At 39.8% G+C, this 17,886-nt stretch carries 16 protein-coding genes; 13 read left to right on the forward strand and 3 right to left on the reverse strand.

What is annotated here, in order from left to right:
• Positions 1–43: 43 nt before the first annotated feature.
• From C8268_RS10180 to C8268_RS10195, 4 genes are all read left to right on the forward strand, one after another.
• Positions 44–727, forward strand: a complete 684-nt coding sequence (locus tag C8268_RS10180) for an ABC transporter ATP-binding protein (protein WP_106767557.1) — start codon at positions 44–46, stop codon at positions 725–727.
• Positions 724–3,339 (forward strand): FtsX-like permease family protein, encoded by a 2,616-nt coding sequence (locus C8268_RS10185; RefSeq protein ID WP_106767558.1) that lies wholly within the window; start codon positions 724–726, stop codon positions 3,337–3,339. Before C8268_RS10180 ends, C8268_RS10185 begins: the two co-directional genes overlap by 4 nt.
• 193 nt (positions 3,340–3,532) lie before the next feature.
• Positions 3,533–4,051: a GrpB family protein gene (locus C8268_RS10190; protein ID WP_106767559.1), complete on the forward strand. Its 519-nt coding sequence runs from the start codon at positions 3,533–3,535 to the stop codon at positions 4,049–4,051.
• 63 nt (positions 4,052–4,114) lie between these two features.
• Positions 4,115–4,711, forward strand: coding sequence for a class I SAM-dependent methyltransferase (locus C8268_RS10195; protein WP_106767560.1), 597 nt, complete (start codon positions 4,115–4,117; stop codon positions 4,709–4,711).
• A gap of 119 nt (positions 4,712–4,830) precedes the next feature.
• Here C8268_RS10195 and C8268_RS10200 read toward each other — a convergent pair whose 3' ends face one another.
• Both C8268_RS10200 and C8268_RS10205 read right to left on the reverse strand, forming a co-directional pair.
• Positions 4,831–5,712 (reverse strand): polysaccharide deacetylase family protein, encoded by an 882-nt coding sequence (locus C8268_RS10200; RefSeq protein WP_106767561.1) that lies wholly within the window; start codon positions 5,710–5,712, stop codon positions 4,831–4,833.
• A gap of 177 nt (positions 5,713–5,889) precedes the next feature.
• A complete protein-coding gene (locus C8268_RS10205; protein ID WP_106767562.1) occupies positions 5,890–6,648 on the reverse strand; it encodes an EcsC family protein in 759 nt (252 codons plus the stop codon).
• A gap of 173 nt (positions 6,649–6,821) precedes the next feature.
• On the opposite strand from C8268_RS10205, the gene C8268_RS10210 reads away from it, so the two are divergent.
• The 7 genes from C8268_RS10210 to C8268_RS10240 all read left to right on the forward strand — a co-directional run bounded on the left by C8268_RS10210 (position 6,822) and on the right by C8268_RS10240 (position 14,842).
• Complete coding sequence (locus tag C8268_RS10210; protein ID WP_106767563.1) at positions 6,822–7,523, forward strand: SDR family oxidoreductase; 702 nt, start codon at positions 6,822–6,824, stop codon at positions 7,521–7,523.
• 217 nt (positions 7,524–7,740) lie between these two features.
• Positions 7,741–8,208, forward strand: a complete 468-nt coding sequence (locus tag C8268_RS10215) for a DinB family protein (protein WP_106767564.1) — start codon at positions 7,741–7,743, stop codon at positions 8,206–8,208.
• Positions 8,209–8,244: 36 nt separating this feature from the next.
• Positions 8,245–8,841 carry a sugar O-acetyltransferase gene (locus tag C8268_RS23325; protein WP_272939327.1) on the forward strand — a complete coding sequence of 199 codons (597 nt, stop codon included), beginning with the start codon at positions 8,245–8,247 and terminating at the stop codon, positions 8,839–8,841.
• Between the two features lie 568 nt (positions 8,842–9,409).
• The gene (gene ppsA / locus C8268_RS10225) at positions 9,410–12,010 is read left to right on the forward strand and encodes a phosphoenolpyruvate synthase (RefSeq protein ID WP_106767565.1); all 2,601 of its coding nucleotides are present in this window, start codon (positions 9,410–9,412) and stop codon (positions 12,008–12,010) included.
• 83 nt (positions 12,011–12,093) lie between these two features.
• Positions 12,094–12,744, forward strand: a complete 651-nt coding sequence (locus C8268_RS10230; RefSeq protein WP_106767566.1) for a copper amine oxidase N-terminal domain-containing protein — start codon at positions 12,094–12,096, stop codon at positions 12,742–12,744.
• A 190-nt stretch (positions 12,745–12,934) separates the two neighbouring features.
• On the forward strand, positions 12,935–14,068 hold the full coding sequence (locus tag C8268_RS10235) for a zinc-dependent alcohol dehydrogenase (RefSeq protein ID WP_106767567.1): 1,134 nt from the start codon (positions 12,935–12,937) through the stop codon (positions 14,066–14,068).
• 120 nt (positions 14,069–14,188) lie between these two features.
• Positions 14,189–14,842, forward strand: a complete 654-nt coding sequence (locus C8268_RS10240; RefSeq protein WP_199794836.1) for a glycosyltransferase — start codon at positions 14,189–14,191, stop codon at positions 14,840–14,842.
• 356 nt (positions 14,843–15,198) lie between these two features.
• On the opposite strand, the gene C8268_RS10250 is transcribed toward C8268_RS10240, so the two are convergent.
• Positions 15,199–16,110 (reverse strand): helix-turn-helix transcriptional regulator, encoded by a 912-nt coding sequence (locus tag C8268_RS10250; protein ID WP_106767569.1) that lies wholly within the window; start codon positions 16,108–16,110, stop codon positions 15,199–15,201.
• Positions 16,111–16,208: 98 nt separating this feature from the next.
• Between C8268_RS10250 and C8268_RS10255 the strand changes: the two genes are divergently transcribed.
• Positions 16,209–16,673, forward strand: a complete 465-nt coding sequence (locus C8268_RS10255) for a VOC family protein (RefSeq protein ID WP_106767570.1) — start codon at positions 16,209–16,211, stop codon at positions 16,671–16,673.
• Positions 16,674–16,899: 226 nt separating this feature from the next.
• Positions 16,900–17,724 (forward strand): class I SAM-dependent methyltransferase, encoded by an 825-nt coding sequence (locus C8268_RS10260; RefSeq protein ID WP_106769906.1) that lies wholly within the window; start codon positions 16,900–16,902, stop codon positions 17,722–17,724.
• The last annotated feature ends 162 nt before the right edge of the window (positions 17,725–17,886 follow it).

Below are 17,886 nucleotides of genomic sequence, written 5' to 3' on the forward strand. Positions count from 1 at the left end.
AACCGAGTAAATTAAACGTAACAATCAATCTAGGAGGTTCAAGATGGAGATTTTACGAGTAGAAAATTTGTCGAAAACGTACGGTGATGGTGAAACAGCAGTTACCGCACTAAACAATATTTCTTTTTCGGTACAAAAAGGAGAGTTTGTAGCGATTATTGGCCCATCTGGTTCAGGCAAGTCAACACTTTTGCATATACTAGGCGGCGTAGATACTCCAACATCCGGAAAGGTAATTGTTGATAACACAGATATATACGCGATGGATGAAACGGCCCTGGCCATTTTTAGACGCAGGCAAATCGGTCTGATCTATCAATTTTTTAATCTGATTCCTGTTCTTAATGTGGAGGAAAATATTACCTTGCCCTTGCTTTTGGACGGCAGAGAAGTAAATCAAGATATCCTATCCAATATTGTAGATATTTTAGGTCTTCAACAGCGATTAAATCATCTGCCAAACCAGCTGTCTGGTGGACAGCAGCAGCGTGTTTCCATCGGTCGCGCCCTGATTAACAGTCCCGCTATCGTACTTGCTGATGAGCCAACCGGGAATCTGGATAGCAAAAACAGTGCTGAGGTTATAAACCTTTTGAAACAATTACACAAAGCCCGGAATCAAACGCTGATTGTCATTACACATGACGAAAACATAGCATTGCAAGCAGATCGGATTATTTCCATCCAAGATGGCATGATATCAAAGGATGAGGTGATCCGGCGATGAATATCATCAACAAGCTCACCTTGCGTTATATGAAACATAATAAAAGTCGCACTATTGTTACCATCATCGGGGCTATTATTTCGGTCGCCATGCTAACAGCTGTTTTTTCGATCAAGGCTTCTTTCATGGATATGATGCAAAGAGATGCTATTGCCTACAATGGTACATGGCATGCTTCTTTTCTTGATGTTACTGGGGAAGATGTGGAAAGTATCACGAAAAATGAATATATTGAAGGATACGATATCGAAAACGAACTCGGTTTTGCACGGCTTACAAACTCTAAAAATAGTAAAAAGCCCTACTTGTATGTTACGCAGCACAGTAATCACGATCTATTAGCAGTGAATGCAATCGAAGGGCGCTTGCCTGAGACTGAAGATGAACTGGTAATTACATCGCAATTATTGCAGACCTCCGGTGTTCAATGGAAGGTCGGTGATGTCATTACATTGGAATTTGGTGAGCGCAGCGAAACAGAAGAAGACATGAAAATATCATTAGGCAGCGATGTTCCTTACTATTCAGAGGAAATCTTTACACCTGCGAACCGTAAAACCTACACTATAACAGGAATTGTTCAAGCACCTGCAAGAGAGAATAATGTACCTGCTGCTTATCGTGCGTTCAGCGGTCTTTCTGAGACCAAATTGAAGACAGGTTCCCCTTACACCGTAAGCGTTGAATATAAGGATTACAAAAAATTAGGGACCGGCATATATGATCTTAGTGACGAGATCGCCAGCAAAGTACATCGAGTAAGTGATCAAGGAAAACCAAACGAAGCTAAAATCGGATATAATCGGAACCTTCTGCTTTATTCCGGAATTTCGAATGACTCCAGATTTGTCACGACTATGTATTTGGCTGTTATTACGATTGGTACCATTATTATGATCGGATCGATATCACTCATTTATAACGCGTTCGCGATCTCCCTGGCAGATCGAAGTCGAGCTTTAGGAATGCTATCCAGTGTAGGGGCAACCAAACAGCAGAAGAGGGCTTCTGTATTTTTTGAAGCCGCCGTCATCGGGCTATTCGCTATACCCGTTGGATTGATTTTGGGGTCGCTGGGTATTGGTATTACCTTTGAGCTGCTCAGTCCTTTTATCCAAAAAATGTTTTCAGTGAGTGAACCCATTCGTTTCGTAATAGAACCGTTTAACATTGTTGTTGTCATATTGATTTCTATTTTAACACTTTTGATTTCAGCATGGTTACCTGCCTTGAGAGCATCCAGGATTACTACGATAAGTGCTATCAGACAGAACAAGGAGATTGAAATTCAAAGTAAAGATGTTCGCACATCAAAAGTGACTCGCAAGTTGTTTGGATTTGAAGCGGAACTTGGGTTAAAAAATCTAAAGAGAAATAAACATCACTATCGAACAACCGTATTTTCTCTTGCCATCAGTGTAATCTTATTTTTGGCCGCCTCTTCTTTTTCATTATATTTAGAAAAATCTTACAACATGGCACAAGAACCGGTCCCATACGATGTAGTCGTCTCCGTAAATGGTAACGATCTGGAAGAAATAAAGCCATTAACGAATGAATTAATGTCTGTGGAAAATGCAACAAGCAAAGTGAAGACCCAATATCTTACTGCAGCACTGGATCTTAAAGAAAACCAAGTCACTGTGGACATTGCTAATCGGTTAACACCATATGAAGGTGCTTACCTTATGAATGCCAACATTGTTTCACTTGATGACGCATCTTTTACAAAATATTTGCAAACTGCAGGTATAGATAAAAAGAAACTCGAGGGCGACAAAGTTCCGGCGGTACTTGTAAACCGATTCACCTTGAAAGAAAAACGAATTTTCACAGAGATCACCCAGTTGACAGTCACTGAAGGAACAGATCTACCATTCAATATCGATTTGTTTGATGGATCTAAGATAGAGGGGAGCATTCGAATCGCATCCATCACAGATAAACATCCACCTTTTATGGATCGCTACCAGGAGGACCCTTCCATCGTAACTTTTGTTGTTTCAGAGAAGGATTTTGACAGCCTGTTTCAAGAACTGGGTAACGATCAGCTATTCAGCTATATTGGCAGCGAGGTTCAATTTACAACAGAACAGTCTGTTGCATTGGAGAATGAAATCGTGCCTATTCTAAACAGTTATCCAAGTGTAAACGCCTATACGACCAATTTAATTGAGATCCGACAATCGGAGTTGAATCGGGCTACAGTCACATCCGTGTTCCTATATGGCTTTGTCGTCCTCTTAGGGCTGATATGTACGGCAACCATTATTAACACTATCTCAACAGGCATGGCTTTAAGAAAACGTGAGTTTGCGATGTTAGCTTCGATGGGTATGACTCCAAAGACCATGAAACGAATGATACGTTTTGAAGGATTATTTTATGGAATAAAGTCGCTGCTTTACGGGCTGCCTATTAGTTTAGGTGTAATCTTTTTAATCTATAAAATCCTTAGCCGGAATTTCTCATTTGATTTTACGCTGCCTTGGGTGGACATCATTATAGCAGTAGTGGGTGTGTTTTTCATTGTGGGGATGACCATCCTTTATGCGACTAAAAAACAAAAAGGACAAAGCATTGTTGAAACATTGAAGAACGAAAATATCTAATGGCGATGTAAATTCAAACCTCGATTTCCTATACTGAAGGATTTCGAGGTTTTTTATGGCTTTGAAAATACATAGGAATAGAATGGCGACTTTATTATTTTGGGGATGTTACTTCGCTAATTTTTACAAAAAGTTGTTATAATGATCGAAGCGGGCGTCACTCTGCATGACACAGATCATTAGGGGGAAAGAAATGAAAATTACCGTTGTAGAATATGATCCAAATTGGAGGAATAAGTATCTAAAAGAAGAATTCAAAATTAAAGGAATTCTGCAAGATAAACTAATAAATAGTTTTCATATTGGAAGCACTTCTATTCCAAATTTAAAAGCAAAGCCTATCATTGATATTCTGTTAGTCGTTAAGGATATCAATGAATTAGATGCATACTCTGTACAGTTTGAAAATCTTGGCTATGAAGTTATGGGGGAATTCGGAATAAAAGGAAGGCGATACTTTCGTAAGGGTGGGGACAATCGTACTCATCATATTCATGCTTTCCAGTATGATCATATTCAAGAAATTGAAAGACACCTATCGTTCAGAGATTACCTTCGTCAAAACCCAGAAATATGTAAAGAATACGGAGAATTAAAGAGTAGATTAGCTGACGAATATCCAACTGACATTAATAGCTATATCGACGGTAAGAATGATTTTGTCAAAAAAATAGAAAAAGAAGCTCTACAATGGCATTGGATTCATCGCTGAAATAAAAAGAAGTTGAATCATCATTGCACTTGACTATACATTAATCACAGGAGGTCGGTGAGCATGGAGAATATTTGGGATGAGCGTTTTGGTTCGGAAGAGTATTATTATGGAGAAGAAGCGAACCTGTTTATTCAACAACAAGCTTTTCGGTTAGAACAATGTAAAAAAGTGATTGCGTTTGCAGAGGGTGAAGGCCGAAATGCTGTTTTTCTAGCAAAAAGAAATCACGAAGTAACAGCCATTGACTATGCGGAAAGTGGTTTGCAAAAAACGAAAAAACTAGCACGTAAGCATTCCGTTGACGTACATACCCAACAAATCGACCTTTTGGAGGATGATGTACCAAGCGAGGAATATGACGCTGCCATCATGGTATTTGGACATTTCCATAAGGACGCTCAAACCATGGTTCTTAATAAAATGAAAAAGGCGATAAAGCCAGAAGGAATTCTCATGATTGAGGTTTTCTCCAAGGACCAATTGAAGTATGGTACGGGGGGGCCTGCGCAACTTGAAATGCTGTATGAACCTAAAGATATTCTTGCTTGGTGCGAAGGTCATGAGGTAATCCATTTCTTCTATGGCGAACAAGAGCGTGTGGCAGGAAAGGCACATTCTGGGTTAAGCCATGTCATTCAGCTTGTATTAAGAAAATAGCGGGGAATCGTATCGTTAGAGATCGTGAAGCAAAGCATTTTTTGTTTAAGGATATATGTCCTTGTCCAAATCACAAGATAAGAACATATATCCTAGTATACATTATTGACAGCCTGTATTTATTTCGTCGGCTTCGTTAAATCAAGCAGTTCCAAAACCGTTACAGGCTTGAGCCCCTCTTTACGAAAAGCATTAATGATTTTAGGCAAGGCCTCTACCGTTCCTGTCAAATCTTCGCCCTCTCCGCCGCCGGAATGCTGCAAAATGATGGAACCGGGACGGACATCAGACAGAATGTTTGTCTGAACTTCTTCAGCACTTAATCCTTTCCAATCCAGGGAATCGACATTCCAGTTGATCACTTTTTTATCTTGACTTGCAATCCACTTGATTTGTTCTTCGTTTACATCCCCATAAGGCGGCCGAACCATATTCGGTGTATAACCCGTATACTGACGAATCAGATTATCCGTTTTTTGAATTTGATCCCGGAACTCGGCGTCATTTAGTTTTATCAGATCCGCATGGCTGTAAGAATGGTTACCGACTGCATGACCTTCCTGAACGATGCGTTTCATGACATCGGGATGAGCTTCAATTCGATTCCCTACCAAAAAAAACGTGGCTTTTACTCCTTCCTGCTTCAAAACATCCAGAATCTTGGGAGTAAAAACATCATCCGGTGCGTCGTCGAATGTCAAAGCAACCTCGTTTGTATCCGACGGCCCATTCAACAAGAAGGTGCTCGGATACTTCTTATGCAAGTCCGCCAAGGAAAGAGGCTGTGGGTTGCGGACATCTTTTTCCTTTCCGCTTTCCAGATTGGGAGTTTGGTTGTTGGAAAGTGTCTTTGTTTGTTGGGTTTTGACTTTGGGCTGGGCTTTTTGTGAATTCTGGGTATTCTTCTGCGTGACATTCTGGGCATTCTGCGTGTTATTTTGTGTACAAGCGGAGCTTATACAAAGAACCAAAATAGATAGGACAATCAAACCAAACCGCATCGCAAATAGGCCTCCTGTTAATCAGATTTGTTTTCGCTGCCGATAGGGTTTGTTTATTTAGATAAAATTATGTATTTTTCATTAGCAGCAGTAAGGAACTGAAAACAAATGATGTAACTAAAAGGAGAGATGCTTTGAATTATAGCGAAGTTGTTAAAATCGGGGAAACTTTACTAATCAAGATTTTTTTATAGCAGAAGTCCCGAGATCATCATGCAATCTGCGGAGGCGATATGCATTCATGGCGTATACGCGCAGCTCCTCAAGAATGGTGTAATTGGCCCAAGCCCCAGCAAAAGCGCCAATCCCAGGCATCATCTGCAGCATTTTTCGGAAATCCATGGCGTCGCGGTACTCGATCTGAAAGGTCTCCCAGTCCATATTCTTGGCGTATTCGGCATCGGAGAGCCATTGCTCCTTCTCCATATGCCAATGCTTGATGGAATTCAATAACCTGGCACGATTTTCTGGTCCGGAAAAGGTCATTTGAAAAACCTTGAGTATGAATACCCGCTCGGAGAAATGTTTGGTGTCATAACCGTAAACATGCGCCAGCTCAAACAAATATTTCATCTTGATCGCGATTAAAGCCGGAAAGTCCACCATGCTAAACATAATGCCGCCAGCTCCCGTTCCAGCGCCTTCGGCAACCGCAATTTTCTGATATAGAGCGAACAACTCTCTGGCCTCTTGATCGGCAGACTCCAACTTCAGGTCATGCTGCACGGACCGGCTCGGCGTATATTCTGCACCAAAGAGAGCCGTGCGTACGATCGATCGAATGGTGGTCGTAATCATGGTGTGCACCTTCGGAGGAATCCAATGATTGATTCGGCTGCTGACGGATTTCGATGTTTTCTCGAGCCATCCCGGCGGTTTGAACATTTTCTGTTCCCAGTCTGAAATTTCCCTCTGTACTTTATGTTCGTAATTCATGATCAATCACTCCTTCACTAGACTCGGCTATTATTGTAGCGAAAATCTCCAGGATTCGTAACGGACCCCGGTAGGTCGTGGAACCTCGACTAAAGTCCAGCCTTGCACTGTATTAATTATGGCCGCCTTTAAATGGAACGGTGTGGGCAGATTAATGACACTAATGACAAGGAATGAATTTATCATTTATACTAGCATCAGCGTTACAATTTCCAAAAATAACAAAAGGAGATACAGTATGGGTAGTGTCTCGCACACGACCAGGTAGTTTAGATATCAATGATGGTGTAAATCGTAAATGGCTGGCCATTGATTTATCGAGTCAACAGCAAATTCCTTCTTTAAAAGAAACTTTAAAAGACATTGCTATTGATGTACTCATTTATAATGTCGGAGTGTGGGAAAAGCGCGGCTTTGAGGATGACTATACGTTTGATCAAGATGAGGCTGGAGATATATCGAACTTAATCAATATTAATTTAACTTCCACTATTACTTATATTCAGGCGCTCTTACCTAATTTAAGACAGGCGAAACACGGAAAAGTTATTTTGATTGGTTCAACAGCAGGATTAGATCATACGAATAATGCACAAGTATCGTTTGTCACATCAAAGTTCGGCCTTCGTGGTATTACACATGCTTTGCGTGAGCATTTGCGAAAAGATAAGATCACTGTAACGTGTATTAATCCAGGAGAGATTGCCGCTGAAGTACCTTATGAAGAAGGTGCAGAAAAGGTGATTAAGTTGTATCAAGGTACACGTATACCGGTACAAGACATTGTAGCCATTGTTCAATGTGTTATTCATTTATCGCCTGTTTCATGCGTAAAAGAAATAAATATACCTGCGATATCTGATTTAAATGCATGATTATAGGGGCTGTGTTATAAGCAGCCAGCTCAGCCAACATTCGTTTTCATTTCGGAAATGGAAACGAATGGTTTTGCCGAGTTTCGCAAGGAATAGGCATCTTCTCCATCAAAAACCCACCCATAAGGTTCTTGGTAGTTCCATTTTCTATGAAAGTCGTTCCAATAAGCTTCGTTCAAATGCATTGGTTTATACCAAAAAGCGAGGAGGCACCTTGATGGAAAAAAGGCACGAAGTGTTGTTTAAGCAGTTAAATACATATCGGAGTGAGCTGTTGGAACTTGTAGATGATATATCTGAGGAAGAGGCGGAAATCACTCCAAAAGGTTTTAACAATAACATTCGATGGAATTTGGGGCACGTGATCCTCGATCAATATTTGTGGATACGGGTTCTTACGAAAGACGATCCCCCGATCCCCATGGCTTATAACCAATGGTTCGGTTACGGAACCAACCCATCTCATTTTACGGACGAAACGCCTTCATTTTCCGAGCTGATCTCATTGCTTCGGGAGCAGCCCCGTATTATAGAAGAAAGGTATCGAGGACGGATGGAAGAGGAGTTTGCTCCAATTGATATGGGAATGCATACCATAGAGCAGGTGCTCGTCAGAACAATTTTCCATGAAGGACTCCATATGGCGGCGATTATCGCAATAAAGAGACAAATTAAGAATCAATAGTAGCTTACAATCATTTTATTGGAGACGGAGAATTCTATGAATATCGAGAAAATTAAGCAGATTACGAACAGTGGAAAAATGTATGATGATGCCGCTGAAGAGATAGCAAAGGTTAGAGCACATGCGTTAGCCATGTGTCGTAAATATAATCTTAAGGTTAATACAAATGATGAATATGACATGTCCATCCTCAAAGAGTTATTCTCACAAGTAGGGGAGAATGTATATATCGAGTCCAACTTCCGGTGTGAATTCGGTTTTAATATTTCCATTGGAAATGATGTATACATTAATCATGACATGATTATTCTTGATTGTAACGAAGTGAAAATTGGTAACGACGTATATATCGGACCGAGGGCGGGACTGTATGCGGCGAATCATGCAGAGGATCCTTTTGAGCGCGCAGACAAAGGAGTTTATTCTGGCCCAATAACTCTAGAGGACCGAGTCTGGCTAGGTGGCGATGTTAAGATTACGCAGGGCGTGACCATCGGTGAGAATAGTATTATTGGCGCAGGCAGCGTAGTAACCAAAGATATTCCCCCTAATGTCATTGCTGCAGGAAATCCGTGTAGAGTGATCAGGCCTATCCAATTTGCTGATAAACGCTGGACGAGAACAAAGAAATGAACTAAGGGCCTGTAGTCTACTTGGTGAATTAGTAGGAGGGGGCGGTAACCCGCCGTCCTCTCATACCAATCGTATCCTTCGAGTTCGTGTTACCCATTCATCTTGTACCACGTTAGGATCTTCTACTTCCAATATCAAATTACCAAATTGATTTTTAAATTTCTCAATTAATATCTACTCTGGTAAAATAGAAAGAAATATTACATGTGTTAAATTTAATTTAGGAATATTTTTTAGGCAAAAGTAGCAAAAAAACTATAACACTATTTTTTGTTGCTAAAATAATCAGAGAGTGGAATAGACTAATAATAAAAAAGAATGGTACCTGTCAAAGTATTTGATAATTTTTTTGATTAAGTCCTAAAAATAATAGCAATCAAAAAAAGGACCCGGAAATAATATCCAGCTCCTTCTGTATTGCATATAAATAGACGCATGTTATAATCAGATTGCGATTATATTATATAGAAAAGAACATAATAATCGCATCTTACATTTTTAGTTTACCATGCCGGTAAACCTCTTGTCAAATGTTTTTTTCTCAGTTTAATGGTTAGGAGAGATATTAATGAGTTCTTTGGTTCTCGATTTTCAGGAAATGGACAACACGCAACTTTTGCTCGTAGGTGGAAAAGGGTTAAATTTAGGAGAGTTATCGAAAATTGAAGGATTACAAGTACCAGAAGGATTTTGTGTTACAACTGTAGGATATCAAAAAGCGATCGAACAAAACGAAACGTATCACGCTTTGTTGAATCGACTTCACATGCTAAAGGTCGACGATCAAGATCAAATTAGCGAAATCAGCAGGCAGATTCGGCAAATCATTATGGAAGCAGAAATTCCTTCTGCTGTTGTAGAAGCAGTAACTCATTATCTCTCCCAGTTTGGTGATGAACATGCTTATGCTGTGCGTTCTAGTGCGACTGCTGAAGATTTACCACATGCCTCTTTTGCAGGTCAACAAGATACCTATTTAAATATTATCGGCGTCGATGCTATCTTGGAGCATATCAGCAAATGCTGGGCTTCTTTGTTTACGGATCGCGCGGTAATCTACCGGATGAAAAATGGATTTGAACACCGTCAAGTGTACTTATCCGTTATCGTCCAAAGGATGGTTTTTCCACAGGCTTCAGGGATTTTATTTACCGCTGATCCCATGACTTCCAACCGAAAGCTGCTATCCATCGATGCCAGTTTTGGCCTTGGAGAAGCACTGGTATCTGGCTTGGTATCTGCCGATTGTTATAAAGTACAGGACGGGAAAATCGTCGATAAGAGGATAGCAACCAAAAAATTAGCTATCTATGGACGGAAAGAAGGCGGAACTGAATCAAAACAGATCGATTCTGATCAGCAAAAGACTTCAACACTTACTGAACAACAAATTTTACAACTGGCACGCATAGGAAGACAGATTGAAGATTATTTTGGCCAGCCGCAAGATATCGAATGGTGTTTGGTTGATGATACATTTTATATCGTCCAGAGTCGTCCAATCACGACTTTATACCCGATCCCTGAAGCAAATGATCAAGAAAATCACGTCTATGTATCCGTCGGTCATCAACAAATGATGACTGATCCTATGAAACCACTGGGATTATCTTTTTACCTGTTAACGACTCCAGCACCCATGCGTAAAGCTGGCGGAAGGTTGTTTGTTGATGTTACACCTATGTTGGCTTCACCTGTCAGCAGAGACAATATATTAAATACCTTGGGTGAATCCGATCCGCTTATTAAAGACGCCCTTATGACCGTCATAGAGCGAGGAGATTTTTTAAAGACGTTACCGGATGATAACACTGCACCAATTCCTAGCAGAAGCAATACGGATATTCTGGCTCAAATTGATAACAATCCATCCATCGTTTCTGATTTGATTAAACGTACTCAAATCTCGATCGAAGAGTTAAAACAAAACATCCAAGCGAAATCAGGACCCGCTTTATTTGATTTTATACTGGAAGATATTCAGCAATTAAAGAAAATTTTATTTGACCCGCAAAGTTCGGCCGTGATTATGGCTGCAATGGATGCTTCAACATGGATCAATGAAAACATGAACAAATGGTTAGGTGAAAAAAACGCAGCAGATACACTTTCTCAATCTGTACCAGGCAATATTACGTCGGAAATGGGACTCGCGCTACTCAATGTCGCAGATGTCATTCGACCTTATCCGAAAGTCATTGAATACTTGCAACATGTCAAAGAAGATGACTTGTGGGATGAGCTGGTTAAATTGGATGGAGGACAGGAAACCCAAGACGCGATCTATTCTTATCTCGACCAATACGGTATGCGATGTGCCGGAGAAATCGATATGACTAGAACCCGTTGGAGCGAAAAACCAACCACACTTGTCCCCATGATTCTTAGTAACATCAAAAACTTTGAGCCAAATGCAAGCAAACGGATATTTGAGCAAGGGCGCCACGAAGCTTTGAAAAAAGAAGAAGAGTTATTAGAGCGATTGAGACAATTACCGGATGGTGAACAAAAAGCAAAAGAAACTAAACGCATGATCGACCTAATCCGGAATTTCAGCGGATTTAGGGAATATCCAAAATACGGTATGGTTAATCGCTACTTCGTTTATAAGCAGGCTTTATTGAAAGAAGCCGAACAACTCGTACAAGCGGGCGTTATTCCTAAAAAAGAAGATATATACTATCTCACTTTTGAAGAGCTTCACGAAGTCGTACGCACAAATACGCTGGATTACCAGATCATTAGCAAGCGAAAAGATGAGTATTATTTCTTTAAAAAACTAACACCACCACGTGTTATTACGTCTGATGGTGAAATCATTGCAGGTAAATACAAACGAGAACATCTCCCACCCGAAGCTATTGCAGGTTTACCTGTTTCCTCCGGAGTTATAGAAGGACGAGCACGTGTCATTTTAAAGATGGAAGAAGCTGATCTAGAAGAAGGAGATGTATTAGTCACCTCCTTTACGGACCCTAGCTGGACACCATTGTTTGTATCCATAAAAGGCCTCGTCACCGAAGTTGGTGGACTAATGACCCACGGCGCCGTTATCGCACGTGAATATGGCCTGCCAGCAGTTGTCGGCGTGGAGAATGCTACCAAACTGATAAAAGATGGGCAACGAATTCGGGTGCATGGAACCGAAGGATATATCGAGATATTGTAATGGTTCTTTATCATAATTTGTCAATAAAGAAACATTTTGATGAGTTAAAACGTTTATAAGGTATCAAATCATGGAGGGATATTGTGAAACGTTTTAGTAAAGTTGGACTGATTAGTATTACATTATTGGCCATGACATTTAGTGCGGTAGGATACGCTGCTTCAAAAACTCCAAAGATAATATTAAACAGCAATGAAATCAAAAATAGTGCGCAGCCTAAAATCATTAATGGTTCTGTATATGTACCTATTCGTTCCATATCCGAAGGTTTTGGTACTGAGATAACATGGGATAACAAAAGTAAAACCGTTTACGTAAATTCTGATCCTGATTTTAAAGATGAAACAGTCAATAAGACAACATGGGTTGTACAAAAAAATATGATTACCAAGTTCATTATGGGCTATGATGAAAGAAATAGTGAAGATGCATTAAAGTGGGTTACCAAAGATTTTAAAACAGATATCTATAAGGAGTTTCCTACAGGCGGAGCCCAAGAAATGAATAGTATTATTGATCATAAATTCGTTGATTATCAAGTCATTGATCATAAAGGTACAGCTAAATTCACGGTTCAAATTGTGATGCGCCCATATGGGGAAGAATATAACATTAAACAAGAAAAGTGGGAGTTTGTTGTTACAGATCGGATTAAATCCGCAAAAATTGTCCCAAAGTCCACAAAGTACCTTGAGCGCTACACCGTTGTTCCAAACGTAACATTTGGAGAATAGAGTAAGGGACAAAACACTCAACTTAAGCTAGTAATTAAATGAATGTATGGATAACATGCCGCTGTAAAGCGGCTTTTTCATTTATGGTAAGCATGTTTATCTAAAGCGCATAACTTTCACCGTTAGATTCATAATATTGATGATGCATTTTTTCCGATCGATTTTAAAGAAATCTAAAGTGAGGTGTGACATGAAAGCTGTAACTTATCAAGGAGCAAAATCAATTGAGGTCAAAGATGTTCAAGATGCAGCGCTTGAGAAAAAAGATGATATTATTGTTCGAATCACTAGTACATCTATATGTGGATCGGATTTACATCTTTATCAGGGTAATTTTCCATTGCCAGAGGGATATATCATTGGCCATGAGCCCATGGGCATTGTAGAAGAGGTAGGGCCAGAGGTAACACAAGTGAAGAAGGGAGATCGAGTGGTTATTCCTTTCAACGTTGCATGCGGCCAGTGCAGTTATTGTGCGCGTAATTTAGAAAGCCAGTGTGATAATAGTAATCCTCATTATGACTCAGGTGGATACTTCGGATATTCCGAGAAGTTTGGCAACTATCCTGGGGGGCAGGCAGAATATTTACGAGTTCCATTTGGTAATTTCACTCCGTTTGTGATACCCCGTTCATGTGAGTTGGATGATGAATCCGTTATGTTTTTGTCCGATGTGCTTCCTACTGCTTATTGGAGTGTTGATCATGCAGGCGTAAAGCCAGGTGATACGGTCATTATTCTCGGCAGTGGGCCGGTTGGTCTGATGACTCAGCAATTTGCTTGGATGAAAGGGGCCAAACGCGTTATCGCCGTCGATCATCTCACTTATCGCCTGGAACGGGCGAAGCAGGTTAACCACGTAGAAACATTCAATTTCACGGATCATCCCGACATGGGAGAGCACCTAAAGGAAATAACGCATGGGGGAGCCGATGTGGTTATTGACTCTGTTGGCATGGATGGGAAGAAATCCCCCTTAGAATATATTGAACAAAAACTTAAACTGCAAGGTGGAACACTTGGTGCTATCCAAATATCTACGAAAGCTGTCCGAAAATGTGGAACCGTTCAATTTACTGGCGTATACGGTGGAAACTACAATGCTTTTCCGCTAGGTGCATTTTTTGCAAGAAATATTACTCTGAAGATGGGACAAGCACCTATCATTCACTACATGCCCGAGTTGTACAACATGATTGTACAGGGAAAACTCGATCCGACAACGATCATTACGCATCGATTGCCCTTGGAACAAGCAAGTCATGCTTACCGCATTTTTAACGACCATGAGGAGGATTGTATCAAAGTTGTATTAAAACCTTGAGACATGTAATCTAGTTCCCGACAAATATCTCTTGCTTCTTCCGCCTCTGCATAAAACCGGATACTTTAACCATAATAATACAACCGATTTTATTCCAAACGTATAGAGGAGCAAATGAATGTGAAAAACAAATGGTGGCTAGCGCTGCATTTAACCTTGGCGCTCGTATTTAGCATGACGCAGGCGGTAGTACCCGTACAAGCGATGGTGAGTGAGAAGAAGGATCCGGATTGCATAAGTCCCAAAATAGTGCAGCTGAAAACCGAAATGCAGAAGGTTTGGATCGACCATACGATATGGACGAGAAGCTATATTGTGAGTGCCGTATCGAATCGTCCTGATCAAAAGGACGTATTGGACCGGCTATTGCGGAACCAGCAGGACATAGGCAATGTGATCAAACCTTATTACGGAGAAGCCGCCGGCAATAAGCTGGCTGATCTGCTAAGAGAGCATATTCTGATCGCAGCGAAAATAGTAGAGGCGGCCAAGGCTGGCAATCAGACAGATGTGAAAAAGCTACAGGCGGATTGGCATAGAAACGCTGACGATATCGCCAAATTTTTAAGCGATGCGAATCCGAACTGGCAGTTTAAAGTAATTCAAGATATGCTGTATGTGCACCTCCAGTTGATTACGGAAATAGTCATTAGCTGTATCCAAGGAGATTGGAAGGCGGATATTGCAGCAACCGACAAAAACGAGATCCACATGATTCATTTAGCGGATATCCTGACAGAAGGCATTGTCAAGCAATTCCCTGGAAAATTTTAAACATTGACGCTATAAAGCAGATTAAGCATTTTGTAACCCTGTCTAACGACACAGAAATGTCTACATTAAAAACAGCTCAAAGGCCTGATGCATCAGGCTTTTTTTCATTTTAGCTTAGATACCGATATAAATTGTATTCCAACAGGGTTCTATAACAATTTTTGATCGTTGATCTTTACTGGCGTGGATTTCAAATATTGCGACCTGCGAGGAATGCATTTTGACGGGCAGCCTCCATTCGCGTCAAGTTTGAGAAGTCGGCGCTAAACGAAGTTTCTTTTAAAGGCGCGATGATGGATAAGCTGACCTATGCTGCCCTTAAAAACATGAATGACGATTCGTCAAACGGGACCTTTTCAAGAATATCTCTCCATCATTTGATTTAAATAATTACGAAAGTCTTCAACATATGTTTTGGGTTCTACGATTTTTAGATTTATGCCGAAACTTGCTAAAAATTGAAACCCCGTACTGTTTTGAGGGACATCAATGGTTGCTAATAAATATTCAGAACTATAGTTTTCAATACTCTTTCGACCATACCTTTCAATGAAATGATCTTTTATGCTAGGCGAAATCAACGCCTTAATAGCGACTAGCTGCGGTTGATAACTTGCTTCACATTCTTGTTCTAATAAGTAATCTCTAGGGCTAAATGTTTTTATATCCATTTTAAGATTGTCGGTCCTAGATAATTTAAATGTTCTATATTCCTTACGATGTAAACAGAATCCTTTCAGATACCAACTTGTTTCGCTAAAATGGAGCTGATATGGCTCGACAATTCTATTCGTTTTAATACTATTTTTATCAATATAATCAAATGAAATCAGCCTATTCTTGAGTATTGATTCTTGACATGTCTTCAAAGTTTCAAGTATTTCAGACCGACCCTCCCAATCATAAAATGACAGTTGAATTGAACCTTTCGGAGACCATGGGCTAACCATTGCTTCTATTTTTTTAATAGTCACTTCAACTTCTTCGTTAATTAGAATTTGTTCCAATCCACCGAGCGCAGTTAAAATATTCTCTAAGTCGGAGTTGCTTAAAAGACGTTTATCAAACTTGTATTCATCGATAATACCGTAGCCACCATTAACTCCATGAACAGAATAAATTGGGATGTTGGATAAACTCAGTGTATCCATGTCACGAAGAATTGTTCTTTTGGAAACATGAAATAATTGTGCGAATTCTTTTGCTGAAACAACATCTTTTTTGAGCAATATCATGATTATAGATATTAGTCTCTCAACCTTTTCCATATTCCACCTCTTTTTTTACTTCATTTAATAAACGATGACATACAGCTGTCACCTCTTATAAATTATATTACATTTATAAGAAGAAGGAGGTATTACGTATGACAGCTATTGCATATTTAAACTTTGATGGAGTTGCAGAACAAGTGACTGAATTTTATTCGGAGGCTTTACATGCGAATGAAGTAAAAAAAGTTAAATTTAAAGATTTCCCGCAAGATCCAAACTACCCACTGCCAGAAAACGAGTTAAATATGATCATGGAATCTTCAATAGAATTCGCAGGCGGGAAAATAATGATGTCGGATATTTTGCCTTCAATGAAGATGGTGACAGGTGAGTTGGTGAAAGGAAACAATATACTTATTTGTCTAGTCATTGATGATAAACAGAAACTAGAAGAATATTTCAATCATTTGTCTGTTGATGGCCATGTTTTGATGCCGTTATCAAATACTCCTTGGTCTTCATGCTTCGGAATACTCGTTGATAAGTTTGGGGTTTGCTGGAAATTTAATCGTGACGCAGATAAGTTTCTGGATAGAGTCATTTCCAACAAACAGTAACTCAAGTATATGGGAATCTCATATTTTTTCCAGATGATCCGGTATTGAACCATGGAACGTTGCACTAGGCATATGTTCAAAACACCATATTCCCACGTTTTGTTGACAAAACTATTAATATACTGTATTTGCATATAATGTTATACTTCATTTTGAGCCGTAAGGAGAATAAAGGATATGTAGACAAACATCGGTGGTGGATAGCCTGAAAAATTTTCAACAAAATATGGAATCGTGGAATCGTGGGGTATACCAAGCATGGATCAATCGGTTCGGAAGTCCTTCCGAAGCAGCGATTAAAATAAAACACGACCCTGCAAAAAGAATCGGTAAAGCCCTTGACTATATGGGAGGGAATATAAAGGATAAAAAAATCGCGAATCTACTTGGTTCAAACGGGAATACAGCTGTCGCTTTAGCGCTAATGGGTGCAAATGTCACAGTCGTTGATTTTTCTTCTGAAAACGAAAAGTATGCTTTAGAGTTAGCCAATGCTGCTGAAATTCATATACGGTATGTTGTATCCGATGTACTTCAGCTACCCGTTGAAATATTGACAGGCGACTTCGATATTGTATTTATGGAACACGGAATTCTTCATTACTTTTTGAATTTAAACGCTTTGTTCCAAGTGGTGACAACTCTTCTTCAGCTAGGTGGAGTACTTGTCCTACAAGATTTTCACCCAGTAACAACAAAACTAATCTCATCAAGAGGGACGACGGCCAATATTCGAAAGCATAAAATAACAGGTGATTACTTCAATACTTCGTTAGAGGAAAAAGAAATTTCCTTTTCAAAATTTATGAATGATCGCAATAATAATGTACAAAAAGTGCTTTTACGTAATTGGACCCTCGGTGAAATCGTTACGTCTATAGCAAGGAACAGGCTGTATATAAGGCTGCTTGAAGAATTGCCTAATCAATCTTCGGATGTCTTTGATAAAGGCATTCCAAAATCATTTATCATCCTTGCAGAAAGTTGTAAGGCTAAAAACCTGTCGGTATTCACCGGCAGATTTTTGGCGTTTGGCCAGATGGAGACCTAATAAAATACAGAATTTTGTCGTAGGAGATGAGCATTATGAAAGGTCAAACAAACAATCACGGGTTTTGGCCCGTACTTTACGGCCTCCTCAGAACGGGGAATTCGTAAAGCAGGGGATGGGCCGAAGTAAATTACAAATACTTACTTAAAATCCATATATGTT

The organism is Paenibacillus faecalis (assembly GCF_900289175.1).
Taxonomy (GTDB): Bacteria; Bacillota; Bacilli; order Paenibacillales; family Paenibacillaceae; genus Paenibacillus_AQ; species Paenibacillus_AQ faecalis.